The organism is Lysobacter enzymogenes (genome assembly GCF_900106525.1).
Lineage (GTDB): Bacteria > Pseudomonadota > Gammaproteobacteria > Xanthomonadales > Xanthomonadaceae > Lysobacter > Lysobacter enzymogenes.
This window is the reverse complement of the sequence record NZ_FNOG01000005.1, coordinates 57,172-73,020: the sequence shown is the minus strand read 5'-3', so window position 1 is coordinate 73,020 and position 15,849 is coordinate 57,172. Positions and strand designations below refer to the sequence as shown.

Annotated in this window: 15 protein-coding genes and 1 pseudogene; 6 read left to right on the top strand and 10 right to left on the bottom strand. The window is 67.0% G+C overall.

Annotation, left to right across the window (positions count from 1 at the left end; translation table 11 throughout):
- Nucleotides 1-160: 160 nt before the first annotated feature.
- Both BLU84_RS14000 and BLU84_RS13995 read right to left on the bottom strand, forming a co-directional pair.
- Entirely contained in the window at nt 161-2,290 is a 2,130-nt protein-coding gene (locus BLU84_RS14000; protein WP_074868144.1) for a hypothetical protein, read from the bottom strand.
- A 167-nt stretch (nt 2,291-2,457) separates the two neighbouring features.
- A complete protein-coding gene (locus BLU84_RS13995) occupies nt 2,458-3,249 on the bottom strand; it encodes a class I SAM-dependent methyltransferase (protein ID WP_170849171.1) in 792 nt (263 codons plus the stop codon).
- Between the two features lie 173 nt (nt 3,250-3,422).
- Here BLU84_RS13995 and BLU84_RS13990 point away from each other — a divergent pair, with 173 nt between their 5' ends.
- Nucleotides 3,423-5,294: an ATP-binding cassette domain-containing protein gene (locus BLU84_RS13990; protein WP_074868139.1), complete on the top strand. Its 1,872-nt coding sequence runs from the start codon at nt 3,423-3,425 to the stop codon at nt 5,292-5,294.
- A 115-nt stretch (nt 5,295-5,409) separates the two neighbouring features.
- Here BLU84_RS13990 and BLU84_RS13985 read toward each other — a convergent pair whose 3' ends face one another.
- The gene (locus BLU84_RS13985) at nt 5,410-7,401 is read right to left on the bottom strand and encodes a sulfatase-like hydrolase/transferase (RefSeq protein ID WP_083382576.1); all 1,992 of its coding nucleotides are present in this window, start codon (nt 7,399-7,401) and stop codon (nt 5,410-5,412) included.
- A 211-nt stretch (nt 7,402-7,612) separates the two neighbouring features.
- Between BLU84_RS13985 and ligD the strand changes: the two genes are divergently transcribed.
- From ligD to BLU84_RS13975, 3 genes are read left to right on the top strand one after another with little or no spacing between them, the layout of a single operon-like run.
- Entirely contained in the window at nt 7,613-8,011 is a 399-nt protein-coding gene (gene ligD / locus BLU84_RS28015) for a non-homologous end-joining DNA ligase LigD (protein WP_324610484.1), read from the top strand.
- Complete coding sequence (locus BLU84_RS13980) at nt 8,008-8,493, top strand: pyridoxamine 5'-phosphate oxidase family protein (RefSeq protein ID WP_074868135.1); 486 nt, start codon at nt 8,008-8,010, stop codon at nt 8,491-8,493. The genes ligD and BLU84_RS13980 overlap by 4 nt, the downstream gene beginning before the upstream one ends.
- An 11-nt stretch (nt 8,494-8,504) precedes the next feature.
- On the top strand, nt 8,505-8,834 hold the full coding sequence (locus tag BLU84_RS13975) for a hypothetical protein (protein WP_233431141.1): 330 nt from the start codon (nt 8,505-8,507) through the stop codon (nt 8,832-8,834).
- 91 nt (nt 8,835-8,925) lie between these two features.
- Here BLU84_RS13975 and BLU84_RS13970 read toward each other — a convergent pair whose 3' ends face one another.
- The 3 genes from BLU84_RS13970 to BLU84_RS13960 form a co-directional block, all read right to left on the bottom strand.
- Entirely contained in the window at nt 8,926-9,087 is a 162-nt protein-coding gene (locus BLU84_RS13970; protein ID WP_074868132.1) for a DUF1328 domain-containing protein, read from the bottom strand.
- A gap of 82 nt (nt 9,088-9,169) precedes the next feature.
- Nucleotides 9,170-9,547 (bottom strand): hypothetical protein, encoded by a 378-nt coding sequence (locus BLU84_RS13965; RefSeq protein ID WP_139175000.1) that lies wholly within the window; start codon nt 9,545-9,547, stop codon nt 9,170-9,172.
- A gap of 282 nt (nt 9,548-9,829) precedes the next feature.
- A complete protein-coding gene (locus BLU84_RS13960) occupies nt 9,830-10,447 on the bottom strand; it encodes a ferritin family protein (protein ID WP_074868125.1) in 618 nt (205 codons plus the stop codon).
- A gap of 160 nt (nt 10,448-10,607) precedes the next feature.
- Between BLU84_RS13960 and BLU84_RS13955 the strand changes: the two genes are divergently transcribed.
- Nucleotides 10,608-11,258 carry a DUF6766 family protein gene (locus tag BLU84_RS13955; protein ID WP_074868123.1) on the top strand — a complete coding sequence of 217 codons (651 nt, stop codon included), beginning with the start codon at nt 10,608-10,610 and terminating at the stop codon, nt 11,256-11,258.
- A 168-nt stretch (nt 11,259-11,426) separates the two neighbouring features.
- On the opposite strand, the gene BLU84_RS13950 is transcribed toward BLU84_RS13955, so the two are convergent.
- Both BLU84_RS13950 and BLU84_RS13945 read right to left on the bottom strand, forming a co-directional pair.
- On the bottom strand, nt 11,427-11,696 hold the full coding sequence (locus BLU84_RS13950) for a DNA-formamidopyrimidine glycosylase family protein (protein WP_139174999.1): 270 nt from the start codon (nt 11,694-11,696) through the stop codon (nt 11,427-11,429).
- 76 nt (nt 11,697-11,772) lie between these two features.
- Nucleotides 11,773-13,956, bottom strand: a complete 2,184-nt coding sequence (locus BLU84_RS13945; protein ID WP_083382575.1) for a catalase — start codon at nt 13,954-13,956, stop codon at nt 11,773-11,775.
- A gap of 196 nt (nt 13,957-14,152) precedes the next feature.
- Here BLU84_RS13945 and BLU84_RS13940 point away from each other — a divergent pair.
- A pseudogene (locus BLU84_RS13940) lies at nt 14,153-14,713 on the top strand (SDR family oxidoreductase); the annotation flags it as partial.
- 47 nt (nt 14,714-14,760) lie between these two features.
- Here BLU84_RS13940 and BLU84_RS13935 read toward each other — a convergent pair.
- The gene (locus BLU84_RS13935; protein WP_074868121.1) at nt 14,761-15,189 is read right to left on the bottom strand and encodes a VOC family protein; all 429 of its coding nucleotides are present in this window, start codon (nt 15,187-15,189) and stop codon (nt 14,761-14,763) included.
- A 97-nt stretch (nt 15,190-15,286) separates the two neighbouring features.
- Nucleotides 15,287-15,583 carry a hypothetical protein gene (locus BLU84_RS13930; protein WP_074868118.1) on the bottom strand — a complete coding sequence of 99 codons (297 nt, stop codon included), beginning with the start codon at nt 15,581-15,583 and terminating at the stop codon, nt 15,287-15,289.
- Between the last annotated feature and the right edge of the window lie 266 nt (nt 15,584-15,849).

Sequence of the window (15,849 nt, the reverse complement as noted above, 5' to 3'; positions counted from 1 at the left end):
CACGATCTCCCCAGATGCCTGCTCGGCGAGGGTTTCGCGCGAGACACATTAGTGCACTTGAGACGCTGGATACTTCTTCACCGAATACTCCATAAATCCACACACAGCGTCAACCTGGCAGATCTCCATGAATCGGGCGCGGCGGCGCTCGCAGTCGCACTTACGGCGGCGCGGACTGAATCGCCGGATAGACCTGTCGGTCGGGCTTCTGGCTCCACCACCAAGCGATGAACGGGGCAAAGAACCACATCGTCGCAAACGGCAGCGCGCTGCTCAGCGCCGGCGGATTGACCCAGGCGACCACGCCCGTCACGGCGATGGCGACGGCCGGCGAGCTCCACATCATGCGCAGGTACTGGGCCAGGCCCGGATCGCGCGCGGACACGACGCTGGAGGCGGTCCATTCCAGCATGCGCCGGTGCGACACCAGCATCCGATAGCTGCAGCGCAGCGCCGCGTCCAGGCTGTTGTGGGCCTGATCGACGCCGAACAGGAAACTCGCCGAGCGCAGGCACAGCCAGGACCAGGCGCCGCTGGCGGTGGCGCGCAGCCTGGACGCGCGCAGGTTGCGCAGCAGTTTCGGCGCCAGCTCCACCAGCGCCGGCACCCAGGCCACCGCGAGCAGGTACAGCGTCCATCCGCCCGGCGTCGGCGAGCTCGCCCAGCCGAGCGCGAAACACAGCAGCGACGCGCTGGGAAACAGCATGCGCACCGCGTTGTAGAAGATCTGCCAGCGCGCGAACGGCGACAGCGCGTTGACGATCCGCTCGCCAGCGGCGTTGCGCACGTGCGGCAGCAGCCACGGCAGCAGCTGCCAGTCGCCGCGCATCCAGCGATGGATGCGGTTGACCGCGGAATAGAAACTCGGGGTGAAGGTGTCGCGCAGCACGATGTCGCCGACCACCGCCGCGCGCACGGTGCCGCCTTCGAGCACGTCGTGGTTGAGCGTGCTGTTTTCGGGAACCCGGCCGTGCATGATCCGGTGGAAATGGGCGACGTCGTAGAAGCCTTTGCCGACGTAAGGCACCTGTCCGAACAGTTCCAGGTTGGCGTCCACCGGCGGCAGGCCGTCGTCGTGCGGCTTGCCGGTCTCGATCTGGATCATCGACTGGACGAGGATTTCCAGGCGGCTCGGCCGCGAGTCCTTGGACAGCACCACGGTCGCGCGCGGCTGCACCAGCACGTAACCGGCCTCCACGGTGATGCCGTCGGCGGCGAACGCCGGCCGCTGCAGCGGATGCTCCAGCACCGCGGCCAATTGCTGCACCGCGCCAGCGGTGAGGTCGGAATTGTCCTCGTCGAGCACGAACACGTACTTGGTCCCCGTCAATTTTGACAGGTCGCCGTGTTCGAGCCGGAACGGCGAAGGGCCGCCGAGCAGGTAGGCGTTGAGCTCTTCGATCTTGCCGCGCTTGCGCTCCCAGCCCATCCATACGCCTTCGTTCGGATTCCAGCGGCGGGGACGGTGGAGCAGGGCGAAGCCGCCGCCGTAACGCTCGTTCAAAGCCGAAATCTGCATGCAGGCTTCCTGCAGCAAGGCGTCTTCGCCCGGCGCATGCTCGCCGGGGGCGTCGACGAAGTCCGACAGCAGCGCGTAACCGGCGCCGGCGTCGCGATTGTCCAGGTACAGCGTCTCCAGCGCGCGCGCGAGTTTGTGCGCGCTTTCGCGCGAGGTCAGCAGGCACGGCACCGCGACCAGGGTCTGCGCGCGGGCGGGCAGGCCGGCGGCGAAATCCAGCCGCGGCAGGCGCCGCGAGCGCAGCACCCGCGGCATCGCCATGTTGATCCAGCTCTGCAGGATCGGGCACAGGTACAGCGCGGCCAGCGCCACCATCAGCGCGTGGCCGAACGGCGGCAGCCGGAACGCGAACAGGCGCACCGAGAGCAGGCCGTACAGCAGGCAGACCGAGAAGAACGCGGCGTAGTACAGCGCCAGCTTGCGCGGGGTCGGCGCCAGCCGGATCCGCTCGCGTGCGTCCAGGGGCGCGCCGAGCGCGGCGGCGAGTTCGCCGACGCCGCGGTCGAGCAGGAAATAGCCGACATGCGCGCGGCGGTCGTCGCGGCCGTGGCGCTGGCTTGCGGCGATGGCCAGCTCTAGCGCCGCCTGCGCGGCCTGCGCAGGCGCGCGCCGCGCGCGCGCGGCCCAGTCCTCGGCGCAGGCCCGGTAGTCCTGGCGCGAGCGAGCGTCCATGCGCGGGTACGCGCCGGCCGGGTCGCGATCCAGGATCGCATCGAGTTCATCGTTCGCGCCGGGCTTCGCCTCGACGCCGTGTTGCGCAGCGACATCCATTCGAGCCTTCCCTGATGCTGGGTACGACGGTCGAACCAATCCGGCGCGCGCGACGCGCGACGGCTGGGGTCCATGGTGCGTAGCGGGGGAGTTCTGTCAGAGCGACCGGCGCGGGCGATGCGCGCGCCGGGGTTTGCTGCGGTGCATCGAAAACTGCGGCGCGCGGTTCAATCCGCGGCTTTCTGCGAACAGGCCAGCACGTAGTGGCGGATGAAGCGCGCCAGGTATTCGGGATTGAAGAACAACGGCGCCGAACGGCGCGCCGCGGCGACGCCGGGCCGCTTGTGCGCGGCCTTGAACCGGCGCACCGAGCGCAGGAACGGCGTCCAGCACTGCGCGGTCGCGTCCACCACCTCGGTGCGGGCGAAACCGGCGGCGAGGATCGCGCGCTCCAGTTCGGCCGGATCGGTCATGGCGTTGGCGTTGGGGATGTGGGTGCGCACCTCGGTGGTCGGCGGCAGCGTCGACATCAGGATGTCGGAGTGCACCAGCCGCCCGCCGGGCTTGAGCACGCGCAGCGCCTCGCGCAGGAACGCGGCGCGGGTATCGAAGTGGAACGCCGCTTCCACGCACAGGATGTTGTCGAAGGACGCGTCCGGGAAATCCAGGCGGGTCGCGTCCATCACCCGGAATTCGCAGCCCGGCGCATTGTGCCGCGCGCGTTCGAGCTGGAGTTCGGAGACGTTGATGCCGACGATCTGCGAGGCGGCGAAATGGCGCAGCAGATGACGGCTGGAAGCGCCCAGGCCGCAGGCCACATCGAGGATGCGGCCGCCGCGGTCGGCGGGAGGGATGAACTCCAGCAAGCGCGCGACCAGGTCTTCGGACGCCTGCGATTGGTTCTGGGTCGCGTCGGACCAGAAGCCGAAATTGTAGAAGTCGCTGGAACCGTAATAGGCCTCGATCACGGCGCCCTGCATGGCGGCGTCGTAGCCGTCGATCATGGCTCGTTGTGACATGCTTGTCCCCGCCGCTCGACCCGCGTCCATCGACGGCCGAGTATTGCATGCCGATTGTGCGCTCACAAGGCGCTCACATCGCATACGCCAGGCGCGCCCGCTCAAGCCGATTGTGTTTCGCGACGGGTGCTTTAGAGTGGTCTGCCGTGTCCTGCCAACCTTGCCGGAATCGCATGGATAGTGACGACGCAAAGCCGGGCATCCACCGCGCCCCGGTCCTGCAGCTGTATCGGGAACTGTGGTTTCAGGCCAAGGGCCATCGCGCCGCGCTGCTGGGTTCGATGCTGTTGCTGGTCGGCGCGCAGGTGGTGCTGCTGGCGGTGCCTTATCTGGTCGGCAAGTCCTTGAACGTGCTGCAGGCGCGCGGCAACGACGGCGCGGGCGAGGCGGCGTTCTGGCTGGCGGCGGTGCTCGGCGCCACCATCGTCAGCTGGCTGATCCACGGCCCCGGCCGGATCCTCGAGCGCAACGTCGCGCTGGCCGTGCGGCAACGCGTCGCCACCGCATTGACCCAACGGCTGCTCGCGTTTCCGCTGTCCTGGCACGACCGCAACCATTCCGTCGCCAGCGCCCATCGCGTGCACCAGAGCAGCTCGTCGCTGGGCACCTTCGCCGAAAGCCAGTTCATCTATCTGCGCAGCGCCGTGCGCCTGGTCGGGCCGATCGGCGCGCTGATCGCCATCCATCCGCTGGTCGGCGGTTTGGCCTCGTTCGGTTTGCTGGCGATCTGCGGCGCGGTGGTCGGCTTCGACCGCGCGATCGTGCGTCTGGCGATCCGCACCAACGACGCCGAACGGCGCTACACCTCGGTCTTGGCCGACGCGCTCGGCAACGCCACCAGCGTGCTCGCGCTGCGTCAGGCGCGCCCGTTCATCCGCACCTTGCAGCAGCGCGTCGAAGACGTGTTCGAGCCGCTGCGGCGCATGATCGTCATCAACGAAGTCAAGTGGTGCGCGGTCGACGTCGCCAGCCGGCTGCTGAGCTGCTGTCTGGTCGCGCTGTACGCGTGGCTGGTGCTGCGCGCGCCCGGCGACGGCCAGAAGCTCATGTTCGGCAGCGTCTACATGGTCTGGGAATACGCGCTGCAGTCCGGCGCGGTGGTCGCGGCGGTGGCGGCGAACTTCCAGACCTTCGCCACCCAGTACGCCAACTACCAAAGCGCCGACGTCATCCGCCACCATCCGGTCGACGAGAGCCTGCACGAGCCGGTCGAAACCCAGAGCTGGCAGCAGTGCGAGATCGACGGACTGGTGTTCCGCCACGTCGCCGGGCGCGACAGCGGCCCGACCCTCGACCATGTCCGCCTGAACCTGCAGCGCGGCAAACGCTATGCGCTGATCGGCAGCAGCGGCTCGGGCAAGAGCACGCTGATGCGGGTGCTCGCCGGGCTCTACGTCGCCGAGCGCATCGAGGTGCAGGCATCCAACGGCGCGACCGCCGGCGCGCAGATCCAGGCGCCGCTGAAGGCCGCGCGCTTCCTACGCGGATCGACCACGCTGATCCCGCAGGAGGCCGAACTGTTCGAGGCCTCGCTGGAACAGAATCTGGCGATGTGCGAATCCCTGCACGGCCAGCCCGAGCCCGAGGGTTATCACCGCGCGCTGGAACTGGCCGCGGTCATGGACTTCCTGCCGACCGAAGGCGATCCGCTGCAGGTGTCGATCGGCGAGCACGCCTCCAACTGGTCCGGCGGCCAGCGCGCGCGCGTAGCTCTGGCCCGCGGCATCCTCGCCGCGCGCGGCAGTTCGCTGATCCTGCTCGACGAGCCCACCGCGAACCTGGACACCCGCACCGAAGCGGCGGTGTACCGCAACTTGTTCGCCGAATTCGCCGACGCCTGCCTGATCGCCTCGGTGCACCGCCTCGACCTGCTGCGCCACTTCGACGAAGTGCTGGTGATGGTCGACGGGCGGCTGGTTGCGCAAGGCTCGGAAGCGGTGCTGGCGCAGACCTCGGTCGACTACGCGAACCTGCGCGCCGCCAGCCTGCGCCAGAACGATGCCGAGGAAACGGCGGTGGAGATGGCGGCCGAAGACGCGGTTTAACGCGCCTTCGACGGGCCGCACAGGGCAGGGGATCGGACCGCTGCCACCAGGTCGAAGCCGAGGTCGAGGACTCCCTGTCCTCGACGGATACGGCCGGCTTCGAACACCAGGCCGGCTACGGGTTCGAAAGCATCTCCAATTCGTATCGTTGCAACAGCCGATGCAGGCGCTCGGCGGTTTCCACGATGCCGGCCTGGGTATAGCCCTCAGGCAAGTCAGCGACAGGCGTCGGGAAGCGGGCGCCGGTGACCAGCAGGTTGTCGACCTCGCAGCCGTCGCGATCCAGGTCGTAGAGTTCCCATTGATTGGACTCCACGCCGCGAGGATCCCAGTAGCGGACCAGCTTCCAGGCGCCCGAACGCACGCAGCGCACATGATTGGGCTGGCGCACGGGGCCGGGCGTCAATTGCGGAACGGGGCCGTTGTGCGGCAGTACGCTGCTGCCGTCGCGCACCACGTCGACCATGTCCAAATAGATCCGGTACTCGCGGTCGGCGTGCAATTCGTGCGGATCGGGCGGGCCCGGCAAGCGCTCGGTGATCTCGTCGTCGGTCACGAACAGCACGCCTTCGCGCACGCGGCCATCCGGCTCGCGCGGTTCGGCCGCTTCGCCGCGGATGACGGGGCTCAGGTCGACGCCGGGAAACGGCGGCACCGGCCGGGTCGTGCGCAGGTCCGCGCCGATTCGCGCGAGCTCGTCCGCATCGACGCCGGCCAAGCCGAGCAGGGTCGGCACGATGTCGACATGGCTGGTCAGCGCATCGATCTGGCGCATGTCGGCGTTCGGATTGAGCCGCGCCGACTGGATCACCACCGGCACGTGCAGCACTTCCTGGTAGGCGGTATGCCACTTCTCGATCATGTAGTGGTGAGCGGCGCCGTACTCGCCGTGATCGGCCATGAACGCGACGATGGTGTTGTCGCGCTGGCCCGATTCGTCGAGTGCGTCCAGCACGCTGCGGATATGCCCGTCGACCAGATGTTGCAGCCAAGCGTAGTACTGCATGAAACGCAGCGCGGCTTCGTGCGGATCGGCGGTGAGCTGGAACGGAATGCCCGACAGCAGCGCAGCATTGACCGCATCCAGGCCGGCTTGTTGTTGCGCCGCCAGGCCGCTCTTGGACGCGAGCGCCAAGCCCATCTTGTAGGCGTAGTCGAATTGGCAGGCAGGCTTGTTGGCCAGCGTCTCCTCCAAGCTCGGCGGCACGGCGGCGTTGTCTTGCGGGAAGCCTTGCGGATTGAGCGCCAGACGCAGGCTGCCGGCGGTCGGTGGATTGCTGCGGGTGCCTTGCGCAGGCACCCGCAAGGGGCCGAGCGGTGCCGCGTCGGGATCGAGCCCGCGCGGCAAGCCGGGATAGGTGGCGATATCGTGCGGATTAGCGAACGAAGCCACCGCAAGCCAGGGCTTGGTGTCGGTAGCCGGATCGGGCGTGAGCGGCCGGCTCTGATCGTGCTGAGCGAGCCGGCGGTTGTAGCCCAGCCCCAGCCCTTGCCCGCGCAGGAAGCCGCAGACCAGATCGCGGAAACCGACATCGCGGTACGCGCCGAGGTTGTTGATGCTTGAGCCGTGCGGCTCGGGCCACGACAGTTCCCAGTCGTCGAAGCCGTAGCGCTGCAGCGAATGCTCCGGCGGATTGCTGACATGCCACTTGCCGAAGTAGTGGGTCTTGTAGCCGGCGCCGCGGAACCAATGGCCGAGCGTGGGGATTCCGTCGGCGGCGAGCCATGGAAACGACGGTGCGTCGCCGTTCTTGAACAAGCCATCGGTCTGGGTCACGCCGGTGCGGGCCCCGTACTGTCCGGTCATCAGCGCCGTGCGGCTGGGAATGCAGGCGGAGGACGCAATGGTGTGGTTGCGCAACACCACCGAATGCTTGCGCAGAGACCACAAGCCCGGGAAGTACTGGCGATACGTGTTTTCCGCATCCGGCTCGCCCTGAAAGCCGACGATATCCTTGAGGTCCGGCGCGAAACCTGCTTGCGGACCGTAGGCGTAACGCGGAAAGCGCAGTTGGTCGACAAGGATGATCAGGATGTTCGGGCGGGCTTGCGTATCGGATTCGGGCGCTGCGCTTGCAGCGACCGACGGGTTGGGCGAATTGGTCATGGGCATCCGCGTTCGATTCGTGGGCGTCCTCGCGCTGGCGCGGCCGTAACAGGGCGCAAATGTTGAATCCGGCTCAGGGCACAACGCAGAGCGCACGCAGGAACGGCCAGCTGCCGCCACACCGTTGTGACGGTAGTCACCGAGGGCGATCACCACGACTTTTTGCCGGCTGTTGTCCCTGGGCTCTGGCAACGGCCGCGGCGCCACCAGCGTGGCCTCCTTCTCGCTGCGCGCACGCGAACGCGTGCCGGCGGCGATGCCGATGCGCTGGGAGGAACTCGGACGGGGCAAGAGCGGCCACGCCTTCGACATCCGCTCGGCGCAAGCGCGGATCAAGCGCTTGCACGGCCCGCCTGGGCAGGCATCGACGAGGTGCGGCAAGACCTGCAACAAGTGGCGCAGCGGCGGCGGCTGGAGAAGACCGGCAGGGTCGGCGCCTGGCCGGCGTCCGAACGCCAGTTTTGCGGGCTCTTCGCGCGGCTCAGGCGCCCCGTTAACGCCATCGCTGTCAGCGTCTTCAGGCACCGGCTTCAGACCGATCCCACCACCCGCCCGGGCCGCCGCGCTATGCGTTGCAGCGCCTGCAGGCGCCTACAGGAGAACGATATGACAGATTCCCAAACGCTCGAACGCAAACTGTGGAAGCACCTGCACGACGATCGCACGGTCATGCTGGGTATTGAAGGCGAAAACGGCCACTGCCGGCCGATGACTGCGTTGGCCGAGGGCGACCGCTCGCCGCTGTGGTTCTTCACCGCGCGCGACAACGAACTCGTCCGCCGCCTGCAGCGGCCCGCCCGCGCCGTCGCCGCGTTCGCGGCCAAGGATCACTCTGTGTTTGCGAGCATCGAAGGCGAGTTGCAGCTGGATATGGACCCTGCGGTGATAGACCGCTTGTGGAACCCGTTCATCGCGGCCTGGTACGAAGGCGGCAAGGACGATCCGAACCTGGCGTTGCTGCGGTTCGATGCGCGCAGCGCGGAAGTGTGGTTGAACGAGAACAGCCTGCTTGCCGGGATGAAGCTATTGCTGGGCATGGACCCCAAGCGCGAATACGCCGACAAGGTCGGCGAAGTGGATCTCAAGCGCTGAGACGTGCGCGCGTGCTGACGACGCCGGACGGACGCTACATCGTGGTGAAAGGCCGGCTGTGGCGAGCGACGTCTCCGCATCTGTCGGCAGCGCAGAAGTCGCAGGCGGTGAACGAGCTGATGGCGGCGCGGCGCGCGGTGGCCGCAGCGGCGGGGCGGGCCGACGCCCTGCGCGAAGCGCGCCGGCGCGTCGACTTGGCCAAACGCTCGCTGGGCGAACGTGGCCCGGTGTGGTGGACCGACGGGGCGCCCGACTACAACCGGCGCATGGTTCGGCGCAGCCCTTACGCAGCCTGGTACGCGGCAATGACCGCGGATGCCGGCGAGGCCGAAGAGCGCTGAAACCCGCCCGGCGGCGATGCTCGCGATGCGCGCAGCGCAATGCGCTGCGGCGCCGGCTGTCGGCGCCGCAGCGCGGTCGTCCTGCCTGGGGTCAGCCGACGCGGCGCCCGCGGAAGAACGAAATCACCGCCAGGATCAAGAACACCACGAACAAGATCCAGGCGATCTGGCTGGCCGCTCCTGCGATGCCGGTGAAGCCGAGCACGCCGGCGATGAGCGCGATAACCAGGAATACCACGGCGTAATGCAGCATGAGAGTTCTCCAAGGGACAGGGTGGGGGGCGGCGAGCACCGGCGGGATCGCCCCTGACGGCGCGATCGGCGCAGGCGCGAGATCAGCGCACGCGCAGTCCCAAGGTCGCGCTGCCGCTGGCAATCGGCGCCATCGACGCGATCGTCGGGTTCCGGCTTCGCTCCCAGATGCGGACCCACACCATGGCGACGAGGTCGCGTGCTTGGCGCCAGTCCAGGCGCGATTCGTTGCCGGTGCGCCGGTAACGGGCTTCCAGTTCTTCGACCATTTCGGTCAGGTCGCGGCCATTGGCCTTGAGGCAGGCATCGATGCCCAGCTTGAGCGCCGGCTTGACCTCGTCCCATCGCAGCGACCGGCAATGCGGCAACTGCCGAAATCCGGAACGCCAATGCGCCAGTTCGGCATCGGCATCCACTACCAATGCGATTTCATGCGTGGTCTCGAAAGCTTGCATACCCATCGTGAGCGTTCCTTAGCGTTGAAGAGGATGTCCCTCAGGTCGCCGACCGTAAGCAGCGCAGGGTCGCCGCAACGTGAATAAAACGGCATTCGCGGAAGATAGATTTCTATTCGCCGATGCGGCTTAACCGTTCAGCGCAGAAGTAGGAAATCGCTCACGCTAGCGGCGCATCGAGGCGGCAGCCGTGCGTGCGTTGCGAGCGGCGAAAACGCGAACCGCCCGGAAGCGACGCTTCCGGGCGGCGGCGGTAACGAAGCGATGCGAGGCCGGAGCAGCCGTCGCTCAGTTCTTCTTCAACATCTGCTCGCGCGCCTGTTCGGCGCGCGACGCGCCGATCGCGGTTTCGACGTGCTTGATCTCTTCCGGCGGCGGCAGCACCGCCTTGAAGCCGAGACTGGCGATCCACAGTTCCCGGCCCCAACCCTTGGTGTGATAAAGGTGGTGATCCTCTTCCTTTTCCACCTGTTCGTAAGCGTCCATCAGCACTTGCGCCTGCTTGCCGCTGGTGTTTTTGGCGACGTGGCCGATCAGTTCCCAGTTCTGGTGGTCCTTGGTCTCGGCCAGCACGACGCACTCGGCCGCGACCAGTTCGGCGGCCTGGGGGTCGCCGGCTTGCTGAGCCATGCGCATGGCTTTCACCAGGGACGCGCCGATGTGCGCGACTACCTCGCGTCCGGGCGAACCCGCCTGCGGATCCAGCCCCATCTCGGTCAGGAGCGTCGTCAGTATCTGGTGATGGCGGCGGGTCTCGTCGAGATAGCCTTGCCATTCCTCGCGCAAATCGTCGTTGACCGCGCATTCCAGCGCCGTCTGGTAGATCTCGATTCCGCCGCTTTCGGTTTCCAAGGCCTGGTAGAGCAGCTCGTTCAACTGCGCACGGTCGTTTTTCTTGCTGGCCATCGTTATTTCTCCGGGGCGATTGCTGGCGAAGGTGCGTTGCTTGCGTAGTGCAACCTAATGCCGATGGAATTCAGTACTGGTGAACTTTGGCGTGAACATCGCGCTAACAGCGACCGGCGGATGGTTGCGGCAACGATCCTCCGACCGGAACCCATCGCCCATGCGACGCGAACCGTCTTTCTGGCAACGCAACGCACTGAGCTTGGTGCTGACCGCGATCTTCGTTGTGTTTCTGCTGGGGCAGGTACTGACCGGGCAGGCGAGCTGGAACCAAGAACTCGTGCGTGCGGGGCGGCCGCCACTGGATCTGACGGCCTACTTCAGCAGCGGGCATTTCATCTCCGCGACGTTCGAGAACTGGGAAAGCGAGTTTCTGCAGATGGGCATGTACGTCTTGCTGACGGTGTGGCTGCGGCAGCTGGGTTCGGCCGAATCGCGCGGATTCGAAGAAGAGCCCGACAAGATCGATCCGGGCCCCACTCCCTGGCCGGTTCGCAAGGGCGGGGTATGGCGCAAGCTCTATGCGAACTCGTTGACGCTGGCGTTCATCGGCCTGTTCCTGGCCTCGTTCGCGCTGCACGGTTACGGCAGTTGGCGGCACGAGAACGAGCAGCGGCAGATCCAGGGGCGGGCTGAGGAAAGTCTGGTCGGGCACCTGGAAAGCGCGTCTTTCTGGTTCGAGTCGTTGCAGAACTGGCAGAGCGAATTCCTCGCGGTGCTGGCGATCGTGGTGCTGTCGATCTTCCTGCGCCAGGACAAATCGCCCGAGTCCAAACCGGTGCACGCGCCGCACCGGCAGACCGGCGCTTAGGCGGCTAAGCACGGGGTCAGCGCCGCCTCGTCGTGCGCGCCCAAAGTCGCTGCCCGACCATGCCCGCAATCGGCTAGCCGGCGATGCCCTGCGCAGGCGGGTAAAGCCGCTGGCACAGCGGGCAGAAGAACGCGCGCCGTTCGTAGCGACCGAGCTGCTTGCGAAAACTCAGCCTGGCGCCATCTGCAGGCTTAAGCGCGGCGCGGCCTCGCGCCGCTCGTCGATGCGGCAACTGCCGTACAGCATGAAATGCACGCGCAGGCTGAAGCCGGAAAACTCGAGCAGGAAATGCTTGCCCCAGGAGCGGAGCGCCAGGATCTTGCGGCCCCGCATCCGCTGGATGTCCTGCGTACTGTTGCCGGCCGCACGCTCCACCACGCGCCCATCGAACGCCGCGGCTTGTTCTTTCAATATGACGATCGTGGGGCCTTCAGGCATAGGCGCAGTACTTGTGCGCGGGCGTTGGTTCAAGACTCATGATGCCGACCGCGCAGCCTGCCCGTACCGCGCGGGCTCAGGCCAGGGTCCGCAGCGTCGGCTCGCGGTCCCACTGCCGGTTCTTGGCCAGCTTGACGAAGGCGGCCGCGCGCTGCGCGGCGACCACGCCGGCATCGGCCTCTATGCCCGCGGCGCGCAGCAGCGCACGTCCGCCCGCGTCCACCGCGAGCGCCTTGAGGTGGCCGAACGCGTCGCGGACGAAATCCAGCGCGGCCGCTTCGCTCGCCAGACGTCGCGCGGCCGTCTCCGACAGCACCACCGCCACGGCGTCGAAGACGAGCGACGGCGTTCCCGCAAGCTGTCCGTCGGCCGGCAGCGAACGGCCGTTGCTGAGCTTGGCCCCGGACAGCTTGGGCGCGACGATCTTGAACTGCGCGCCGGCCGCCTCCACCGCCTCGCGCAACGCCGCGATGGCCGCCGCATCCGAGCCTTCGTCCACCAGCGCACCGACGCAACGTCCGGCGAGGGTGTCCTTGCGCTTGCCGATCAATTGCAGCATCGGCGACAGCGGCAGATCCACCGGTTCCACCGCGGCCGGCGGCGCGGGCGGCAGCCGTTGCAGGCCCAGCCCGTCGGCCACGCGCCGGGCCAGATCGGGATCGACGTGGCGCAGATGTCCGACGATGGCCTCGCGCACGTGCGGCGTGTGCACCTTGGACAGCTCGAACACCAGGGCCGAGGCCAGATGCGCCTGCTCGGGCGGGGTCTGGCTGCGGAAGAACAGCCGCGCCTGGCTGTAATGATCGGCGAAACTGGCAGCGCGCACGCGCCCCTTGACCCCGTCGTCGGCGGCGATCGCCGCGCTGCGAAAGCCCGCCGGCGTCGCCCGCGGCGAGGTCGGATCCAGCGAACTGGGCTCGTAGTTCACCCGGCCCTTGGGCACGCCCATTTGCATATGGCCGTCGCGCTGCAGGTTCGCGAACGGGCACTTGGGCGCGTTGATCGGCAGTTGATGGAAGTTGGGCGAGCCCAGGCGCGAGAGCTGGGTATCCAGATACGAGAACAGCCGCCCCTGCAGCAGCGGATCGTTGGAGAAATCGATGCCCGGCACGACATGCGAAGGGCAGAACGCCACCTGCTCGGTTTCGGCGAAGAAATTGTCGGGCCAGCGGTCCAGCACCATGCGGCCGATCACGGTCAGCGGGATGGTTTCCTCGGGGATGAGCTTGGTCGGGTCCAGGTGGTCGAACGGCAGCGCGTCGGCCTGTTGCTGGTCGAACAACTGCACCGCCAGCTCCCATTCCGGGTAATCGCCGCGCTCGATCGCTTCGAACAGGTCGCGGCGGTGGAAGTCCGGATCGGCGCCGGCGAGCTTGACCGCTTCGTCCCAAAGCATGGACTGCAGGCCAAGCCTGGGCCGCCAGTGGAACTTGACGAAAGTGGAGCGGCCCTTCGCGTCCAGCAGGCGGAAGCTGTGCACGCCGAAGCCCTCGATCATGCGCAACGACCGCGGAATGGCGCGGTCGGACATCGCCCACATGATCATGTGCATCGCTTCGGGCGTCAGCGAAATGAAGTCCCAGAACGTGTCGTGGGCGCTGGCGGCCTGGGGAAACCCGCGATCAGGCTCCATCTTGACCGAGTGCACCAGGTCGGGGAATTTCATCGCGTCCTGGATGAAGAACACCGGGATGTTGTTGCCGACCAGATCCCAATTGCCTTGCTGGGTGTAGAACTTGACCGCGAACCCGCGCACATCGCGCGGTGTGTCGATCGAGCCGGCGCCGCCGGCCACGGTGGAAAAACGCACGAACACCGGCGTGCGCTCGCCGACTTCGGTGAGGATCCGCGCGGTGGTGTGCTTCTTCAGCGAACGGGTCAGCTCGAAATAACCGTGCGCGGCCGAGCCGCGCGCGTGCACGATGCGCTCGGGAATGCGCTCGTGGTCGAAGTGGGTGATCTTCTCGCGAAGAATGAAATCTTCCAGCAAAGTCGGGCCGCGCTCGCTCGCGCGCAGCGAGTTCTGGTTGTCCGACAGCGGCACGCCCTGATTGCTGGTCAGGGTTTGGTGTTCGCCTGCGACGTGCTGGTGCAGTTCATCGCCGCCGCCGCGCGAATCCGCGCGTTTGCCCCCGGCCGGGCGGCGAGGCGGCGCATTCGCCGAACCGGGCGCCGCCACGGATGGCGCGGCCTTAGAGGGCTTGCCCGTCTTGCGGGCGGCGCGGCGGTTGTGCGGCGTGGAACGGGATTTGCTGGCCATGGGAGCGATCCTGTAGCGGCTGGCGATGAACGGGCTCTAGCGGCGGCCCGTCGTCGGCCGCGCTGCGCGCGTAAGCGCGTTCCGCAGGCATGACGCGGAGTAGGGCGGCGGAGATCGGATGTCTTTAGAGACGGTGCAGGGTGGTCGGTTAACGACGCGTCGGCGATGCTTAGGCGAAAACTCACGTTCGTGCAACGAAGTGCGCAATCCTCGTTTCTGCGAAGAGGCGGTCGCGCAGGTGATCGAGGCCTTCGGCCGGCTCGACGTCCTGGTCAACAACGCCGCGTTCCAAGAGCACAGCGACACCCTCGAAGAACTGTCCGATGCGCATCTGCAAGAGACGTTGCAGACGAACGTGGCGGGTTACTTCCACATGGCCCGCGCCGCGCTGCCGCATCTGCAGTCTGGCGCGTCCATCATCAACACCGGTTCGGAAACCGGCATCTTCGGCAACAAGAAGCTGTTGGACTATTCGGCGACCAAGGGCGCGACCCATGCTTTCACCAAGTCCCTCGCCAGCCAGTTGCTGCCGCGCGGCATCCGCGTCAACGCGGTCGCGCCGGGACCGGTGTGGACGCCGCTGAATCCGGCCGACCGGTCTGCCGAGGAGGTGGCCAAGTTCGGCCAGGACAGCGACATGGGACGGCCCGCGCAACCCGAGGAGATCTCGCCGGCTTTCGTATTCCTGGCATCGCCGGTGACGGCGTCCTACGTCAATCGAATCGTGCTGCCGGTCATGGGCGGGCCCCGCGGCTGAGGCGGGCGAAGCGCATACCCGCCTGGAGCAGCTGCGGGTCTGCGCGGCTAGAACGAAATCTCGACGGAAGCCGCGCTGCGCTCGGCCTCGCCGTGGTAGACCGCTTCGATGTTGTTGCCGTCCGGGTCGAGAACGAACGCGGCGTAGTAACCCGGATGGTAGCGGCGCTCGCCGGGCGCGCCGTGGTCGCGTCCGCCATTGGCGAGCGCGGCGCGGTAGAACGCATCGACCACGCTGCGGTCGCGCGCCTGGAAGGCCAGATGATGACGCCCGGTCAAGGCGCCCTGCGCCGCGGCGCTGTCGGCGTTGGAGACGAACAACTCGTCGGCCCAGAAGTAATCCTCGCCGCTGCCGCCGACAGGTATCCCGAGCACCTCGAGCACCGCGCCGTAAAAGCGGCGGCTGGCTTCCAGGTCTTTCACCACCAACTGCAGGTGATCGATCAAGCGGCCACGATGCATCGTCTGCGTTGCCATGTCGAACTCCGCTGGATATGGAGCGCTCTAGCTTACGTCTTGCGGCGTCGATGCGCTTGCTGACCGATCAATGCCCGGGGCTTTTTGCAGCTTTCGCCTAAACCATCGAGTCCGGCAGTGCACAAGCTCGACGTAACCGCATACCGATGGTCGGCCGCGCCAGATCGGCGACATCGGCCGAGGGCGCGCGGCTGGCCTTGTTCTGGTTCCAAATCCGAACCCAGACAGCCGCCACGACCTCGCGCGCGCGGAGCCAGTCCAGACGGGAGTCCTTACCCGTGCGCCGATAACGCAGTTCCGACTCGTCCAGCATTTCGACGATGTCGCGCCCGCCCGCTTTAAGACAAGCGTCGATGCCGAGCTGAAGCGCAGGCTTGACATCGTCCCACCGCATCTGCCGGCAGTGAGGCAGGTCGCGGTAACGCGAGCGCCAGTGCGCGATTTCGGCCTCAGCGTCGACAACCAGCGCAATGTGGCGATCGGTCTCCTATGCGTGCATTCCCATCGTTAGCAGCCTCCGTCCAGTGGAGTAGGGAGGGCTGGGGAAGATGAACGTATGAGAGTCTGCGTTGGCGAAACGTGAACTTCGTGAAGCCGCAATGCATCGCGAAATTAGACTATCGGGTTCAGTTCTATTTGCGTGCTGGACCGAATCGAGGC

Coding starts and splice junctions, on each gene's coding strand:
- BLU84_RS14000 (WP_074868144.1), bottom strand. CDS start 2,290: ATGGATGTCGCTGCGCAACACGGCGTCGAGGCGAAGCCCGGCGCGAAC.
- BLU84_RS13995 (WP_170849171.1), bottom strand. CDS start 3,249: ATGTCACAACGAGCCATGATCGACGGCTACGACGCCGCCATGCAGGGC.
- BLU84_RS13990 (WP_074868139.1), top strand. CDS start 3,423: ATGGATAGTGACGACGCAAAGCCGGGCATCCACCGCGCCCCGGTCCTG.
- BLU84_RS13985 (WP_083382576.1), bottom strand. CDS start 7,401: ATGACCAATTCGCCCAACCCGTCGGTCGCTGCAAGCGCAGCGCCCGAA.
- BLU84_RS13980 (WP_074868135.1), top strand. CDS start 8,008: ATGACAGATTCCCAAACGCTCGAACGCAAACTGTGGAAGCACCTGCAC.
- BLU84_RS13970 (WP_074868132.1), bottom strand. CDS start 9,087: ATGCTGCATTACGCCGTGGTATTCCTGGTTATCGCGCTCATCGCCGGC.
- BLU84_RS13965 (WP_139175000.1), bottom strand. CDS start 9,547: ATGGGTATGCAAGCTTTCGAGACCACGCATGAAATCGCATTGGTAGTG.
- BLU84_RS13960 (WP_074868125.1), bottom strand. CDS start 10,447: ATGGCCAGCAAGAAAAACGACCGTGCGCAGTTGAACGAGCTGCTCTAC.
- BLU84_RS13955 (WP_074868123.1), top strand. CDS start 10,608: ATGCGACGCGAACCGTCTTTCTGGCAACGCAACGCACTGAGCTTGGTG.
- BLU84_RS13950 (WP_139174999.1), bottom strand. CDS start 11,696: ATGCCTGAAGGCCCCACGATCGTCATATTGAAAGAACAAGCCGCGGCG.
- BLU84_RS13945 (WP_083382575.1), bottom strand. CDS start 13,956: ATGGCCAGCAAATCCCGTTCCACGCCGCACAACCGCCGCGCCGCCCGC.
- BLU84_RS13935 (WP_074868121.1), bottom strand. CDS start 15,189: ATGGCAACGCAGACGATGCATCGTGGCCGCTTGATCGATCACCTGCAG.
- BLU84_RS13930 (WP_074868118.1), bottom strand. CDS start 15,583: ATGCGGTGGGACGATGTCAAGCCTGCGCTTCAGCTCGGCATCGACGCT.